The following is a 14,677-nucleotide window of genomic DNA, read 5'->3' as shown; positions in this document are numbered from 1 at the left end:
CGGACGGCACCACCACCTCGGTGTTCAGCTTCCAGTGGCAGTCCTCCGCCAACGGCACGACCTGGACCAACATCGGCGGTGCCACGTCGGCAAACTTCACCCCCGGCGCATTGCAGGTTGGGTTGATGCTGCGGGTGGTGGCGAGCTTCACGGATGACCAGGGCTTTGCCAACCAGGCTGCGTCGGCGGCGACCGCCGTTATCGGCGGGACGTTCAACGGCGATGGCGGGAACAACATCCTGACCGGTACGGCGGGTGACGATGTGATGAATGGCGGTGGTGGTGACGACACACTTAATGCCGGTGCGGGGAATGATTTCCTGAGCGGCGGTGCGGGCAACGATGTCCTGAACGGTGGTGCGGGTAACGATGCCCTCCATGGCGGCGCTGGCAACGACCAGATGGCGGGGGGGGCTGGAGATGATCTGTATGGCGTTGACAGCGTCGGGGATGTTGTGACCGAGACTGCTGGCGGCGGTAATGATGTCGTGTGGACCTCGTTGTCCACCTACACCTTGCCGGCGAACGTCGAGTTCCTGCGCTACGCCGGTACGGGCCCGTTCACTGGTACGGGTAACGCCCTGGCCAACGACATCGCGGGTAGCGTGGGTAATGACGTGCTCATCGGTGGCGGTGGCAATGACACGTTGGCCGGTGGTGCGGGTAATGATGGTCTCCATGGTGGGGTAGGCAACGACCGGATGGTGGGCGGCGCCGGAGACGACCTGTACGGCGTCGACAGCGCTGGAGACGTGGTGGTCGAGACCACCGGCGAAGGCAATGACGTCGTGTGGACCTCGTTGTCGACCTACACCATGCCGGAGAACGTCGAGTTCCTGCGCTACGCCGGTACGGGGTCGTTCAACGCTACGGGCAATGCCCTGGCCAACAACATCGAAGGTGGAGTGGGCAATGATGTGCTCATAGGGGCGGGAGGCAACGACGTGCTGGCCGCCGGCGTGGGTAACGACGGTCTCCATGGTGGGGTAGGCAACGACTGGATGGTGGGCGGCGCCGGGGACGACCTGTACGGCGTTGACAGCGCGGGAGACGTGGTGATCGAGCTGGCAGGTGGGGGCAATGATGTGGTGTGGACCTCGTTGTCGACCTACACCTTGGCGGCGAATGTCGAACACCTGCGTTACGCTGGCGTGGGGCCGTTCAACGGCACGGGCAACGCCCTGGCCAACAGTATTGCCGGTGGCACGGGTAACGATGTGCTGAGCGGTGGTGGCGGCAACGACGTATTCCAGTTCGGTGCTGGTTTCGGCCAGGACCAGATTCTGGACTTCGACGCCAACCCGGCGGGTGGCCAGGACCGCTTGCATGTAGTGGACCTGGGGATCACCGCGGCGAACTTCGCAGGCAGTGTGGTGATCGCCGGCGTGGGCGCGGATACCCAAGTCACCATCGGCGCTGACAGCATTACCTTAGTGGGCGTGACCAGTGCCAATGTTACCCAGGCGGACTTCATCCTCGGATGAGGAGGCAACCAGCGAGTCAGCGGTAACCGAAAAGGGGTGAAGCACCTGGTGCTTCACCCCTTTTTCATGTCCGGAGAAATTGCCTTTCGCCCCGCTTGATATTTCGAACAGCCGGTGCGTATTTTGTACAAGCCGCCATCCAGAGCGGCTGTAGTGCACAAGGACAATAACCATGACTACCAAAGTCCGCAGCCCGTTCGCCGAGCGACTGGTCGGCGTAGAAGAGATCGAGTGCGTCACCCCTGACCTGAACGGGGTGATGCGGGGCAAGGTGATGACGGGGGAGGGCTTCCTCTCCGGGCGCCGTTTGCAGCTGGCGCGGGGTGTGCTCCTGCAGTGCATCATGGGCGGTTACCCGCCGGCCCGTTTCTATGGCAGCGACGACGGCGATCTGGCCCTGGTCGCGGAGCCTAGCCAGATCCATTGCCTGCCCTGGGCCGATCGGCCACGCGCCTTGGCGATCTGCGATGCCCAGGAGCTGGACGGCCGGCCTTCGGGGTTGTCCACGCGGGGGCTGCTGCGCAAGGTGGTGGAGCGCTATGCCGAACACGGCTGGAAGCCCGTGGTCGCCACCGAGCTGGAGTTCTTTGTCTTCGCGCCCAACCCGAATCCGACGGAGGCTTTCCAGCCGCCACTCGGGCTGGACGGACGCCGTGAGATCGGCTGTTCGGCTTTCAGCGTGTCCTCCAACAATGGCCTGAGGCCGTTCTTCGAGGAGGTCTATCGCGGCATGGAGGCTTTCGGCATGCCCCGCGATACCTTCATGCACGAGATGGGCGTCAGCCAGTTCGAGATCAACTTCCTCCATGGCGACCCGCTGCTGCTCGCGGACCAGACCTTCCTGTTCAAGCATCTGCTCAAGGAGGTCGCGCTCAAGCACGGCATCCAGGTGGTCTGCATGGCCAAGCCATTGGCGCACACGCCGGGCAGTTCGATGCATATCCATCAGAGTGTGGTGACGCTCGACGATGAGGCGAACATCTTCAGCGATACCCAGGGCGAGCCCACCGCGGCCTTTGCCCACTTCATCGGTGGCCAGCAGGCGGCCATGGCCGATTTCACCGCGCTCTTCGCGCCGAACGTGAATTCCTACCAGCGGCTTTGCCACCCTTATGCGTCGCCCAACAATGCTTGTTGGTCCCACGACAACCGGGCGGCGGGCCTGCGTATTCCAGCCAGTGCGCCGGTGGCCAGAAGGGTGGAGAACCGCTTGCCCGGCGCAGATGCCAACCCCTATTTGGCCATTGCCGCCAGCCTGGCAGCCGGGCTCTACGGGATGGAGCAGCAGCTGCAGCCAAGCGCGCCTATCCAGGGCGAGTTCGAGGCACCGGACGAATTGTTGCTGCCCTGTACCCTGCATGCTGCGATCGAGCGTCTGAATCGCAGCGATCTGGCGCGTGAACTGTTCGGCAAGGAGTTCATCGAAGGCTACATTGCTACAAAGACGATGGAGCTCAGCAGCTTCTTCGATGAGATCACGCCTTGGGAACGGCGCATCCTCGCCTCTCAGGTCTGATCGCCCAAGGGCCGTCCGAGCGGTCGGCCCTCCCTGTACATGGAGCCGCCTGGAGCGCCGATGCATCGGATCTGGAAGTCGTTTCGCGCACTGTATTTCGCCACCTTGCTCATGCTGATCGGCTCCGGCCTGCTCAGTACCTACCTGGGTCTGCGCCTGGCCGCGGACAAGGTGGACGGGCTCTGGGTCGGCGCCTTGATGGCGGCCAACTATTTCGGGCTGATCCTCGGCGGCAAGCTGGGGCATCGGCTGATCGCGCGGGTCGGGCATATCCGCGCCTACGTGGCCTGTGCCGGGGTGGTGACGGCGGCCGTACTTGGGCACGGTCTGATCGACCTCCTGCCGGCCTGGCTGTTCATGCGGATGCTGGTGGGCCTGGGAATGATGTGCCAGTACATGGTGATCGAGAGCTGGCTCACCGAGCAGGCCGATGCGAGCCAGCGTGGCCAGGTTTTTGCCGGCTACATGGTGGCGTCCTACCTCGGCCTGGTATTGGGGCAACTGGTGCTGGTCCTGCACCCTGGCCTAGGGCCGGAATTGCTGATGCTGGTGGCCATGTGCTTTGCCCTGTGCCTGGTGCCGGTGGCGCTGACCCGCAAGCTGCACCCGGCGCCTCTGCATCCGGCACCGCTGGAGCCGCGCTTTTTCATCAAGCGAGTGCCGCAATCCATGACCACCGTGCTGGTTTCCGGTTTGGTTATCGGTTCTTTCTACGGTCTGGCGCCGCTCTACGCCACGGCCCAGGGCTTGCCTATCGACCAGGTCGGCCTGTTCATGGGGAGCTGCATCCTGGCCGGGCTCCTCGTGCAGTGGCCGCTGGGTTGGCTGTCGGACCGTCATGATCGCGCGGTGCTGATTCGCAGCACGGCGGCCTTGCTCGCAGTGTCTGCCTTGCCCCTGGCGATCATGCCGACGGCGCCCCTCGAGGTGTTGTTCCCGGTAGGTTTCCTGGTCTGCCTGCTGCAGTTCAGCCTGTACCCGCTCGCGGTGGCGTTCTCCAACGACCATATAGAAGCCGAGCGGCGAGTGTCGCTGACGGCGATGTTGCTGATCACCTTCGGTGTGGGGGCAAGCATCGGCCCGCTGTTGACTGGCGCGCTGATGAAGCAATTGGGGCCCAACATGCTCTATGCATTCGTCTGCTTCTGCGCCACGGTTCTGGTGTTGCGGGTACGACCGGATGCCGTTACCGGGCTACACCGGGTTGACGAGGCTCCGCTGCACCATGTGCCGACCCCGGACAACATGATCAGTTCGCCCTTGGTGGCGGCCCTGGACCCACGGGTCGACGAGAAGGCTGTACACGACCAGATGCAGAACGGGGATATACCCCCGCCGCCAACGGAGCCAACGGAGCCAACCGACGGCACGTCCGCGCAACCTCAGCCCGAAAAATAGTGGCCCAACGCCATATTGTTTTTGCCCAATTATTGACCAGTGTGGCTACCTGAGCTTCAAGCCCGAGGCCTGCCTCGGGACTTCAAGGAGGACCTGGTCATGACGTTGAGCATCTCCCTGCATCTGCTGGCCAGCGCCCCGCAGGCTGGCCAGCTCCATCCCCGACTGGTTCCGGAGTTGGGGGAAGAGGGGGTGAGCCGGTTGCACAGGCAACTGGTGGCACGCGTTCTCAATCTTCCGCCCATGGGCTTCAGTGAGCGGATCTTCTGGATCGAGGATGGCCCGGACGAGGCCCTGGAAGCCCTGGCCGAGGACAATGACTGGATGGTGGTGGGCCAGCCGGTCGGTGATCTGGGGGAGCGAATGCGACGTATCGCTGCCCTGGGCCTCTCCGAGAACGATGCAGTGGTGCTTATCGGCCAGCATTGCCCGATGCTGGATGCCGATTACCTTTCAGCTGCCTGCGAGGCACTGGATCAATATCATGCGGTGCTAGGTCCGACCGAGGACGGACGCTATGTGCTGCTTGGCCTTCGCCGCATTGATCCGCGCCTGTTCGAAGCGATGCCTTGGGGCAGTGACCAGGTGCTGGCCTTGACCTGTGAGCGCCTGCAGGAGCTGGATTGGCAGCACGGACTGTTGCCTTCGCTCTGGGTGTTGGACAGCCCTGAACATCTGCCGCGCCTGGGCCGGTTGGGATTCAAGCTCGGGGTTGCCTGAGCGGGAGCGGAAGCGATTGAAGCTGGCCAGGGGCAGAGACCTGGCCGCCGAGCATGCCTGATCGATCGCTAGAAGAGTTCGTCTTTCTCGAACCGCCGGGCTTCGCGCTGCAGCTGGTAGACGAAGCGCTCGACATTGCGCTGCACCAGGCCGCTCATCTTGTGGAAACGTATTCCAACGAAACTCACGCCGAGCTTCTCGTCGAAATGCAGGTGGCGCAGCTCGACTGGGGTGGTGACCGGGCCTATCGGCATCTTCGCGCTGAAACGCTCATAGACCTGGCCGGGTTGCAGACGGCCATTCAGGTCGCCTTCGAAGCGAAGCTTGCATCCGGTGGCCGAGATATCCAGCATCACACCCTTGACCGGTGACGACATCTTGTCGCCGTCCAACTCGACGGGAACCAGTTGGCTCTGCTTGAGGGGCGCGCGGAAAGCGTTGCGGCGCTGGTGGTAGGTCACTTCATCGGGCAGGGCGCACCAGTAGCAGCGGTCACCCTCGAACTCGCCGACGGTGGCGGGTTGCTGCGTCTCCCAGGCGATTCGCACGCCCTCATGGAAGCTTTCGACCCGGAAGGTCTCGCCGTTCTTCAGGAAGCGTTCGCCGTCGTTCGGGATCAGTTCATCCAGGGCGATCAGGCCGCGGTCGCGGTCAACGTCCACCAGATAGCTTTGGAAGCGCTGGTTACGGTCATGGAAGGTGATGATCAGCGGATCGTGGTGTTGCTGCAGCAGACGAAGGTTGGCCAGGATTTCTACCGGTGCCTTGAGCACTTTTGGGGGCTGTGGGCCGTTCTCTTCGTGGAATGGGTTGGACACGGTCCAGGTCTCTCCAAACGCAAAAGCAGGTCACGCAAAGAGTAGTGGCATCGTGCCTCTATGTCTTTGTGCTTTTCTTGTAGTGTCTTGTCAGGCCTGACTGAGCGGGCGCTGCTGGCCGATTCTAGCGGCAGCCCCTCGGCTGTCATAGAGGCTAGGCGTTTCGCCGCCGCGGAGGATGCCGAGCATGCTGCTGACTGATGCCCGGTTGGCGCGGATCAGGCGGCCATTGCGCTCGTTGGATGCCTTGCAGCGCTCCAGTAGCTCGCCCAGCTCGTCACTGCGATCGAGCAGGTCCTCGCCCAGGGGAGAGGACTCGGCGAGTTTCTGCAGTCCGGCGCGGTCAGCGCTGAGTTGAAGGTTGGCCAACAACTGGCTGCGTTGGCGGCCATGCTGGTCGAGCTGGGCGAGAAGAGGCTGCTTGTCGGCAAGCAGCTTTTCGAGGCGGGTGAGATCGCGCTCGCCTATGGCCTGGAATTCTTCGTCCATCAGCTCAAGCAAGCGTTGGGCGTGGCCGATATCGTCGGTGAACAGTTGAAGCAGGTTGGTGTCGTGCATACGCGCTCTGGGGCCTAGCGTCCAAGTTCCCCAGCGCTGCCCGTGGACTAGCGCTGGGATTCGAAGTTCAGCAGCTTGCTGGCCACGCGCTTGCTGTCGACCTGGTAAGAGCCGTCGGCAATGGCCTGCTTGAGTTTTTCCACACGCTCCTTGTCCACCTCGGGCAGGTCGCGCAGTTTTTCGCCGGCTTTCTGCAACACCTGAGCTTCGCTGCTCAGTTGCACGGATTCGCCGCTCTTGGCAGCTGGAGCCTGCTCGCCGGTATTCTGGGTCGATGCAGTCTGGCCGCTGGTGACGGTTTCGCTCTTGCCGGCCTGGGTGCTGCCGGTACGCCCCGTGTTTGCGGGCGTGGGGCCGTTATTGAGCCGGTTGAAGTCGATAACCATGATGCTGAACCTCGGACGCTAGTTGGACGCTTACCGTTTTATCGGCCCTGTCCGGGATAACTTTAGAAAATTCTTCAGTGCTGGTTGAGTTTAGGAAATCAGCCCACTTTGGCGCCAGCGGTATCATGCCTACATGTCCACTTCGACCTGGCCCGGGCGCTTGACGCGTGCCCTGATCACACGGCCGGAACTCAGGTTGCGAACCCGGATCTGCTCGCCCGGCGCACCGTTGGCCAGCGCCTCGCCGGGCATCCGGACATTGATTGCCGGACTTTGGGCGCTGATCACCACCTGATCGCCCTTGCTCACCACCTCGGCCTGCTGCAGGTGAAGCGGTGCCAGTACCTGGTCGGGGAGCAGGGTGCGGGTGGTCTTCTGGCCGACGATCTGTCCCGGATCGCTCAGGAATCCCTGGTTCAGGGTACCCACGTCGCGCTCAGCCACCGTCACATCCTGAGGCCCGATGGGTGCTCCACGGCGCAACGGCCGGGTGACGACAACCACATCGCGATACAGCTTCACCTGAGCCGGTACGAACACGGTCCAGGGCGAACTGCCGTCACAGCGGATTCGAACGGTGACGCGCCCCAGCGGCTGTGCCGGGCTTTCCAGCTGGCTCGTCAAATCCTTGTCGCACTCCGCGAGGCGCAGCCGCGGATCGAGGCGGTTGACCTGGATTTCGCTGCGACCCTGGATATTGCTCCGTTGCAGATATTCTTCGACGGCATACTCAAGAAAGCCCTCGGCCGTGCCGATAAGCACCTCAGGCGACGTCACCGTTGCACTCGACGCCGGACTGTAGCCGAGACAGCACAAAGCGGGTAAAACAGCCGCAAGCGATTTGCGGCGTTTTGCCATCAGGTGTCGGAAAAGCGTCGTCATAGCGTTCATGCAAACTGAGAAGCAAGGCTCGTGCCGCCCGCTAGTCTGAAGCGGGCGTTCAATGGCTTGTAATAGGAGTCTGGTCATGGCCGGAGTTTTGGATTCGGTTAACCAGCGTACCCAACTGGTTGGGCAGAACCGCCTGGAACTGTTGCTGTTCCGTCTCGACGGATCGCAGCTCTACGGGATCAACGTGTTCAAGGTGAAGGAGGTGCTGCAGTGCCCCCGCCTCACCCTGATGCCCAAGTCCAGCCCGGTGGTACGCGGGGTCGCCAATATTCGTGGGGGTACCATTCCGATTCTCGACCTGTCCATGGCGACCGGGCGCAGGGGCCTGGATGACCTGAAGAACAGCTTCGTCATCATCACGGAATACAACACCAAGGTGCAGGGTTTCCTGGTGCGCTCGGTGGAGCGCATCGTCAACATGAACTGGGAGGAGATCCATCCGCCACCCAAGGGAACCGGGCGCGATCACTACCTGACGGCGGTTACCCGGGTCGACAAGCAGTTGGTGGAAATCATCGACGTCGAGAAGATCCTCGCCGAAGTGGCCCCTACCTCCGAGGTGGTGTCCGAAGGCGTGATCGACATCGAGACCCAGAGCAAGGCCGTCAGCAAGCGGGTCCTGATCGTCGACGACTCCTCTGTTGCGCGCAAGCAGGTGGTCCGCTGCCTGGAAACCGTCGGCGTCGAGGTCAAGGCCCTGAACGACGGGCGCCAGGCCTACAACTACCTGCGTGAAATGGTGGAGGAGGGCAAGGCACCGGATCAGGAACTGCTGATGATCGTTTCCGACATCGAGATGCCGGAGATGGACGGCTACACCCTGACGGCCGAAATCCGCAACGATCCGCGCATGCAGAAACTGCATATCCTCCTGCATACTTCGCTTTCCGGTGTGTTTAACCAGGCGATGGTGAAGAAGGTGGGGGCGGACGATTTCCTCGCCAAGTTCAAGCCGGACGACCTGGCGGCACGGGTAGTAGAACGCATCAAGGTTACGGATGGGGGCTGATGACTCGGCCCCCTGACATGGAAATAGATTCGTGAGGCGCCCTTAGTGTCTTCAGGTAATGTTGAGTTCGAGCAGTTCCGGGTGTTCCTGGAAAAGACCTGCGGCATTCTGCTGGGCAGCAACAAGCAGTATCTGGTTTCCAGCCGGCTGAACAAGCTGATGGAGCAGAATGGCATCAAGACCCTGGGTGAACTGACCCAGCGCATCCAGGGCTTCTCCCGCGGCGGCCTGCGTGAACAGGTCATCGATGCCATGACGACCAACGAAACCCTCTGGTTTCGAGATACCTATCCCTTCGAGGTGCTGAAAAGCCGGGTGTTGCCCGAGCTGATCAAAGCCAATCCGAACCAGCCACTGCGAATCTGGTCGGCGGCCAGCTCGTCGGGGCAGGAACCTTTCTCCATTTCCATGGCGATCGACGAGTTCGAGAAAGTCAACCTTGGCCAGCTCAAGGCGGGTGCGCGCATCGTCGCCACCGACCTGTCCAGCTCCATGCTTGCCGCCTGCAAGGCGGGGGAATATGACAGCCTGGCCATGGGCCGTGGCCTGTCGCAGGAGCGCCTGACCCGCTACTTCGACCCGAAGGGGCCGGGGCGCTGGGTGGTGAAGCCGGCCATTCGCAGCCGCGTGGATTTCCGCCCGCTGAACCTGCTGGACAGCTATGCGGCGCTGGGCAAGTTCGACATCGTCTTCTGTCGTAACGTGCTGATTTACTTCTCCGCAGACGTGAAGAAGGACATCCTCACCCGCATCCATGCCACCCTGAAGCCCGGCGGCTATCTGTTCCTCGGCGCCTCCGAGGCGCTCAACGGTTTGCCGGACCACTACCAGATGGTCCAGTGCAGCCCGGGGATTATCTACAAAGTGAAATGAACGAGGGAGGCCAATGGCCTCCCTCTTCGTTTGTACACCGCTGACGTAGCCCGGATGCAATCCGGGGATGATGCGCAGGACTTTCCCGGATTCCATCCGGGCTACAGGGCTCACACCAGGGTCAGCGTCACGTTGATGTTCCCGCGCGTTGCGTTGGAGTACGGGCAAACGATATGCGCCTTGTCCACCAGTTCCTTTGCCGCCTGCTTGTCCAGCCCGGGCAGGGAGATCTTCAGTTCGACCTCGATGCCGAAGCCAGTGGGCAAGGTGCCGATCCCCACCGCTCCTTCTATATAGGTGTCCTCGCTCAGGGTGATCTTTTCCTTGCCGGCAACGAACTTGATGGCGCCGAGAAAGCATGCCGAATAGCCGGCGGCGAACAATTGCTCGGGATTGGTGCCGTCACCGCCGGGGCCGCCCAGTTCCTTGGGCGTGGTCAGTTTCACATCCAGCACGCCGTCAGAGGACACGGCGCGGCCTTCACGGCCGCCGTAGGCTTCGGCGTGGGCGGTATACAGGGCTTTCTCGATGGGCATGAGAGGTCTCCGGATTGGTGGCAGAGACCAGCAAGCCTAGTCAAAGGATTCGACCTGCTCACATCCGTCTGACTGAAGGCAGTCTTTCAACTGGTCAGCCAGTCAATGAACAGGGCGAACAGCTCTGCCTGGGAGCCGATCTCCAGCTTGGTGTAGAGATTCTTGCGGTGCATGCGTACCGTTTCCGGGGATATCTCCAGCACCTTGGCGCTGGACTTGGCCGAGTGGCCGCGCAGCAGCAGGTGGGCGATTTCCCGTTCGCGCTCGGTCAGGCGGTCGCTGCCGAAGTTCATGAATGCGGCACGAATCTGCTGGTTGAACGCGGCGGGCATGGGGCTATGCAACGGCTCTGGGCTTCGGCCATCCAGGCTGCGGGCCAGGCCGCCGCGCTCGTCGAACTGGCGGAGCAGCTCGCGTACCAGGGGTTCTGCGGCTCGCAGCAAGTCCAGTTCGGCGCTGCTGAAGCATGCACCGCTGCGGCCCTGGTAGACGCAGAGGGAGACCTTGCGTTGGCCGCCGAGGTCGACGATGAAATGGGCGTCTTCCACCGAGCCGCACTTGAGGTAGTAGGTGCGGTAGTACTCGCTGTTGAAGAAGTCGTCCGGGGCGATTTCCGAGAGGTGATAGAAGCCTTCCGCCAATCCATTCTCAAGGGCCAGGCAGAAGGGGTCGAGCATGTAGCCACGGGCGTAGTAACGCTCGATCAGCGCCTCGCGGTACTCCGTCGGGATACCACGCTGGTAGAGCGGGCGAGGTGGCAGGCCCTTGCATTCCAGCCCGAGCAGTATCGACTCGATGGGCACCAGGCTGGCCAGCGCGTCGGCCAGGCGTTCGCAGAACGTCGGTTCGCCGACATTGAGCATGGCCTGCGCCAACCCTGCATGCCAGGCATGCAGGGTGGCGAGGGTCGGGGTTTGGGGCGCAGTGCTGTCAGTCATGCCCGGCAGTCTACTGGCGCCATCCGGCCGCTGCAAAACGCCGTCATCGGCCCGCATAGTCACCGCTGCGCTGCAGGTCGGCAGCGGTTTCCAGGATGGCTTCGCGCAGCGTCTCGACAATTTCGTCGACCTGGGCGCGGGTGATGGTCAGTGGCGGCGACATCACGTTCAGATGCACGATCGGTCGTACCAGCAGGCCGCGCTTCTGTGCCCGCAGGTGGATCTGCTCGCCGATGTTCAGCTCATCGGGGAACAGCGTCTTGCTGGCCTTGTCGGCGACGAACTCGACGCAGGCCATCAGTTTCTGGCACCGCACGCTGCCCACCAGCGGCAGGTCGGCCAGGCTTTGCAGTCGCTCCTCCAGGTAAGCGCCCACTTCGTTCACCTGGGCCAGCAGGTTTTCCCGCTGGATGATCTCGATGTTCTTCAGCGCGCTGACGCAACTCACCGGGTGCCCGCTGTAGGTGAACCCATGGCTGAAGCAACGGCCCTTGCCCGGTTCGCCGATCACCTGCCAAATGCGGTCGGAGAAGATGCAGGCACCCAGCGGCAGGTAACCGGAGGTCAGGCCCTTGGCCGTGGTGATGATGTCCGGTATCACGCCGAACACATCCTCCGAGGCGAAGAAGGCGCCGAGTCGGCCAAAGGAGGTCACCACCTCGTCCGAGACATAGAGCACGTCGTGGCGTTGGCAGACCTCCCACATGCGCTTGTGGTAGCCGGCCGGCGGAATGATCACACCGCCCGAACCCATGATCGGCTCGGCAAAGAACGCCGCCACCCGATCTGCGCCCAGGGTGAGGATCTTGTCCTCGAACTCGTTCACCAGGAAATCCAGGAACTGCGCTTCGTCCATGCCCTCTGGGGCGCGGTAGGGATTGGGGCAGGAAATGTGGTGGATGCGATCCTTGAGGAAATCGAACTCCGCCGGCCGGTCCGCTGCCTTGCCGCCCAGGGACATGGTCAGGTAGGTGGAGCCGTGGTAAGCGTTGATCCGGGTGATGACGTGCTTCTTCGCCGGCAACCCACGGCAATTCTGGTAGTACTGCACCAGACGGTAGGCGGTATCCACAGCAGTGGAGCCACCTGTGGTGAGGAACACGTGGTTGAGATCACCGGGCGCCAGTTCGGCGAGCTTTTCGCAAAGCTCGATGGCAGTGACGTTGGCCATGTCGCAGAAGGGATTTGAGTAGGCCAGGCGGCGCACCTGGTCGGCGATGGCCTCGGCCATTTCCTCGCGGCCCAGGCCGATGTTGGTGCACCACATGCCGCCCACGGCGTCCAGGTAGCGATTGCCGGCCGTGTCGAAGATATAGGCGCCGTCGCCAGCGGCGATGTTCAACGCACCATTCTCCCGGTGGTCGTCGAAGACGTGATAGCCGTGCATGTAGTGCGCCTTGTCGGCGGCCACCAGGCGCTCATTGTCGAACTGGGCGAAAAAGTCGGCGTTTGGGGTGTTCATGTTCTTTACCTCTGATACAGGGCAGTTCAAATCACTTGCCGGTCTTGACCGCATTCCAGGTGCGGGTGATCAGGCGCATGGCCTTGGGCGGCTGCGGTTTCTGGGTGAAGAGCCGGGCGCGGGTCGCGTCGTCGGGGTAGATCGCCGGGTCGTTGCGCACCTCGGCGGCTACCAGCGGGGTGGCGGCCTCATTGCTGTTGGCATAACGGATGTAGTTGGTGACCTGGGCGATCACCTTGGGCTGCAGCATGTATTCGATGAACCGATGGGCGTTCTCCACATGGGGCGCGTCCTTGGGGATGTAGAAGTCATCGAACCAGATCAGCGAGCCTTCCTTGGGTATGAAGTAGTCCAGCTTCACCTTGGCGCCAGCCTCGGTGGCGCGGGCCTGGGCCGTGGCGTAGTCGCCGGACCAGGTCATGGCGATGCACTGGTCGCCGTTGGCTAGGCCGTTGAGGTAGCTCATGGAGTCGAACTTGCGGATATAGGGGCGCACCTTCATCAGCAGGTCCTGGGCGGCCTTGAGGTCGTCGGGCTCCGCGCTGTTAGGGTCGCGACCGAGGTAGGCCAGGGCGAGCGGTAGAACATCCGTGGGCGAGTCGATCAGGGTCACCCCGCAATCGGCGAAGCGCGACACCACCTCGGGGTCGAAGATCATCGCCAGGGAGCCAATGGGCGCATCGGGCATGCGCGCCTTGATCATGTCCACGTTGTAGGTGATGCCGTTGCTGCCCCAGGTGTAGGGCGCCGAGTAGGTCACGCCCGGATCGAAGTGTTCCAGGCTGGCCAGGACTTGCGGGTCCAGGTTGCTCCAGCTCGGCAGGCGGCCCTTGTCCAGCGGCTGGAAGACCCCCGCCTTGAGCAGTGGTGGCACCAGGGCGGCGTTGAGCACCACCAGGTCGTAGCCGGAGCGACCCGGTAGCAGCTTGCCCTGGACCGTTTCGTAGGAATCGAAGGTGTCGTAGACCACCCTGATGCCGGTGGCTTTCTCGAACTCGGCGAGGGTGTGCTCGCCGATGTAATCCGACCAGTTGTATAGACGCAGGGTATTGCCATCGTTCGCTGGGCTCAGGGCCGGCAACAGGATGAGGGTCGTGCCAAGTGCTGCAACCAGTGTCTTGCGCATGTCGGTTCCGCCTGTATTGTCGTTATCGGGTCACCTGGGGCTACTCTCCGCCGGTTGCCAGGATGCAGCCATAACCCGAACGGGTAGGTGCAATTCACTTCCTCCTGTACAGTCGTTCAGATTGGCTATGTCTGCGTAAAGTGTTGAAGGTCCCGGAATCCCTTGTAGGAGCTAGCTTGCTAGCGAACGCGGACATTTTCGCCAGCAAGCTGGCTCCTACAGGCGTCCAGGTTCACCGGTTGCCGTCTAGCAACAGCTAACGCAGACATAGCCTTCAGATTCGCCGTATCACCACAGGAGCTTTCGGCATGACGACCCAGGATGTGCGCTACTCCCGTCTGGACCCCGAGTTGCGCAAGGCCCACCTGATCGAAGCGACCCTCACCTGCCTGAAACGGCATGGCTTCCAGGGCGCGTCGATTCGCAAGATCTGCGCCGAGGCCGGGGTCTCCGTAGGGCTGATCAACCACCACTACGCCGGTAAGGACGAACTGGTCGCCGAGGCGTACCTGGCCGTGACCGGGCGGGTGATGAAGCTGCTCCGTGATGCCATCGACGAAGCCCAACCCAGTCCGCGAGCACGGCTGTCGGCGTTCTTTCGGGCATCCTTTTCCGCGGAGTTGCTGGACCCGCAACTGCTGGAGGCCTGGCTGGCCTTCTGGGGCGCGGTGAAGACCGCCCAGGCCATCAACTCAGCCCATGATCAGTCCTATGGCGAGTACCGCGCCATCCTCGCCAAGTCGCTCAGCGAACTGGCGATAGAGGAGCGCTGGCAGGGATTCGATGCGGAATTGGCGGCCATCAGCCTGAGTGCGCTGCTCGACGGCCTCTGGCTGGAGTCCGGGCTGAATCCGCAAACCTTCACGCCGGAGCAGGGCGTTCTGATCTGCGAGGCCTGGGTGGACGGCCTCCAGGCCGGTGGCGTACAGCGGTTTCTGCGGCCCGTCGGGGTCTGTTGATCG

Annotated in this window: 15 protein-coding genes; 7 read left to right on the top strand and 8 right to left on the bottom strand. The window is 62.5% G+C overall.

From position 1 onward, the window contains the following. From E8F20_RS04300 to E8F20_RS04285, 4 genes are all read left to right on the top strand, one after another. Positions 1 to 1,484 (top strand): calcium-binding protein (locus E8F20_RS04300; RefSeq protein ID WP_280282594.1); only part of this gene is annotated, 1,484 nt, incomplete at its 5' end. Between the two features lie 274 nt (positions 1,485 to 1,758). Next, positions 1,759 to 3,000 (top strand): glutamine synthetase family protein, encoded by a 1,242-nt coding sequence (locus tag E8F20_RS04295; RefSeq protein ID WP_280282598.1) that lies wholly within the window; start codon positions 1,759 to 1,761, stop codon positions 2,998 to 3,000. Positions 3,001 to 3,060: 60 nt separating this feature from the next. Next, the gene (locus E8F20_RS04290) at positions 3,061 to 4,398 is read left to right on the top strand and encodes an MFS transporter (protein ID WP_280282593.1); all 1,338 of its coding nucleotides are present in this window, start codon (positions 3,061 to 3,063) and stop codon (positions 4,396 to 4,398) included. A 99-nt stretch (positions 4,399 to 4,497) separates the two neighbouring features. Further along, positions 4,498 to 5,118, top strand: coding sequence for a TIGR04282 family arsenosugar biosynthesis glycosyltransferase (locus tag E8F20_RS04285; RefSeq protein ID WP_280282592.1), 621 nt, complete (start codon positions 4,498 to 4,500; stop codon positions 5,116 to 5,118). Positions 5,119 to 5,186: 68 nt separating this feature from the next. On the opposite strand, the gene E8F20_RS04280 is transcribed toward E8F20_RS04285, so the two are convergent. The 4 genes from E8F20_RS04280 to flgA all read right to left on the bottom strand — a co-directional run bounded on the left by E8F20_RS04280 (position 5,187) and on the right by flgA (position 7,771). After that, positions 5,187 to 5,936 carry a flagellar brake protein gene (locus tag E8F20_RS04280; RefSeq protein WP_280282591.1) on the bottom strand — a complete coding sequence of 250 codons (750 nt, stop codon included), beginning with the start codon at positions 5,934 to 5,936 and terminating at the stop codon, positions 5,187 to 5,189. Between the two features lie 90 nt (positions 5,937 to 6,026). Next, positions 6,027 to 6,494: a flagellar protein FlgN gene (locus tag E8F20_RS04275; protein WP_280282590.1), complete on the bottom strand. Its 468-nt coding sequence runs from the start codon at positions 6,492 to 6,494 to the stop codon at positions 6,027 to 6,029. A 47-nt stretch (positions 6,495 to 6,541) separates the two neighbouring features. Then, entirely contained in the window at positions 6,542 to 6,880 is a 339-nt protein-coding gene (flgM, locus tag E8F20_RS04270; protein ID WP_280282589.1) for a flagellar biosynthesis anti-sigma factor FlgM, read from the bottom strand. A 129-nt stretch (positions 6,881 to 7,009) separates the two neighbouring features. After that, complete coding sequence (flgA, locus tag E8F20_RS04265; protein ID WP_280282588.1) at positions 7,010 to 7,771, bottom strand: flagellar basal body P-ring formation chaperone FlgA; 762 nt, start codon at positions 7,769 to 7,771, stop codon at positions 7,010 to 7,012. Positions 7,772 to 7,847: 76 nt separating this feature from the next. On the opposite strand from flgA, the gene E8F20_RS04260 reads away from it, so the two are divergent. Together E8F20_RS04260 and cheR are read left to right on the top strand one after the other, a co-directional pair. Further along, entirely contained in the window at positions 7,848 to 8,780 is a 933-nt protein-coding gene (locus E8F20_RS04260) for a chemotaxis protein CheV (RefSeq protein ID WP_028626494.1), read from the top strand. Between the two features lie 45 nt (positions 8,781 to 8,825). Then, positions 8,826 to 9,653, top strand: coding sequence for a protein-glutamate O-methyltransferase CheR (gene cheR / locus E8F20_RS04255; protein WP_280282587.1), 828 nt, complete (start codon positions 8,826 to 8,828; stop codon positions 9,651 to 9,653). Between the two features lie 110 nt (positions 9,654 to 9,763). Here cheR and E8F20_RS04250 read toward each other — a convergent pair whose 3' ends face one another. The 4 genes from E8F20_RS04250 to E8F20_RS04235 form a co-directional block, all read right to left on the bottom strand. Further along, complete coding sequence (locus E8F20_RS04250) at positions 9,764 to 10,189, bottom strand: organic hydroperoxide resistance protein (protein ID WP_120649894.1); 426 nt, start codon at positions 10,187 to 10,189, stop codon at positions 9,764 to 9,766. 86 nt (positions 10,190 to 10,275) lie between these two features. Next, positions 10,276 to 11,127, bottom strand: a complete 852-nt coding sequence (locus E8F20_RS04245) for a LuxR C-terminal-related transcriptional regulator (RefSeq protein ID WP_280282586.1) — start codon at positions 11,125 to 11,127, stop codon at positions 10,276 to 10,278. A 43-nt stretch (positions 11,128 to 11,170) separates the two neighbouring features. After that, positions 11,171 to 12,589 carry an aminotransferase gene (locus tag E8F20_RS04240; RefSeq protein ID WP_280282585.1) on the bottom strand — a complete coding sequence of 473 codons (1,419 nt, stop codon included), beginning with the start codon at positions 12,587 to 12,589 and terminating at the stop codon, positions 11,171 to 11,173. Positions 12,590 to 12,620: 31 nt separating this feature from the next. Further along, a complete protein-coding gene (locus tag E8F20_RS04235) occupies positions 12,621 to 13,715 on the bottom strand; it encodes a polyamine ABC transporter substrate-binding protein (RefSeq protein ID WP_280282584.1) in 1,095 nt (364 codons plus the stop codon). A 308-nt stretch (positions 13,716 to 14,023) separates the two neighbouring features. On the opposite strand from E8F20_RS04235, the gene E8F20_RS04230 reads away from it, so the two are divergent. Further along, on the top strand, positions 14,024 to 14,674 hold the full coding sequence (locus tag E8F20_RS04230) for a TetR family transcriptional regulator C-terminal domain-containing protein (protein WP_028626500.1): 651 nt from the start codon (positions 14,024 to 14,026) through the stop codon (positions 14,672 to 14,674). The last annotated feature ends 3 nt before the right edge of the window (positions 14,675 to 14,677 follow it).

Origin of the sequence: Pseudomonas sp. BN415 (genome assembly GCF_029871195.1) — a bacterium.
GTDB lineage: Bacteria > Pseudomonadota > Gammaproteobacteria > Pseudomonadales > Pseudomonadaceae > Metapseudomonas > Metapseudomonas resinovorans.
This window is presented reverse-complemented; position numbering and strand designations above follow the sequence as displayed.

What these genes read in the sequence shown, in the direction of transcription:
- E8F20_RS04295 (WP_280282598.1), top strand. Translation starts at nt 1,759, where the DNA reads ATGACGGGGGAGGGCTTCCTCTCCGGGCGCCGTTTGCAGCTGGCGCGG.
- E8F20_RS04290 (WP_280282593.1), top strand. Translation starts at nt 3,061, where the DNA reads ATGCATCGGATCTGGAAGTCGTTTCGCGCACTGTATTTCGCCACCTTG.
- E8F20_RS04285 (WP_280282592.1), top strand. Translation starts at nt 4,498, where the DNA reads ATGACGTTGAGCATCTCCCTGCATCTGCTGGCCAGCGCCCCGCAGGCT.
- E8F20_RS04275 (WP_280282590.1), bottom strand. Translation starts at nt 6,494, where the DNA reads ATGCACGACACCAACCTGCTTCAACTGTTCACCGACGATATCGGCCAC.
- flgM (WP_280282589.1), bottom strand. Translation starts at nt 6,880, where the DNA reads ATGGTTATCGACTTCAACCGGCTCAATAACGGCCCCACGCCCGCAAAC.
- flgA (WP_280282588.1), bottom strand. Translation starts at nt 7,771, where the DNA reads ATGAACGCTATGACGACGCTTTTCCGACACCTGATGGCAAAACGCCGC.
- E8F20_RS04260 (WP_028626494.1), top strand. Translation starts at nt 7,848, where the DNA reads ATGGCCGGAGTTTTGGATTCGGTTAACCAGCGTACCCAACTGGTTGGG.
- E8F20_RS04250 (WP_120649894.1), bottom strand. Translation starts at nt 10,189, where the DNA reads ATGCCCATCGAGAAAGCCCTGTATACCGCCCACGCCGAAGCCTACGGC.
- E8F20_RS04245 (WP_280282586.1), bottom strand. Translation starts at nt 11,127, where the DNA reads ATGACTGACAGCACTGCGCCCCAAACCCCGACCCTCGCCACCCTGCAT.
- E8F20_RS04240 (WP_280282585.1), bottom strand. Translation starts at nt 12,589, where the DNA reads ATGAACACCCCAAACGCCGACTTTTTCGCCCAGTTCGACAATGAGCGC.
- E8F20_RS04235 (WP_280282584.1), bottom strand. Translation starts at nt 13,715, where the DNA reads ATGCGCAAGACACTGGTTGCAGCACTTGGCACGACCCTCATCCTGTTG.
- E8F20_RS04230 (WP_028626500.1), top strand. Translation starts at nt 14,024, where the DNA reads ATGACGACCCAGGATGTGCGCTACTCCCGTCTGGACCCCGAGTTGCGC.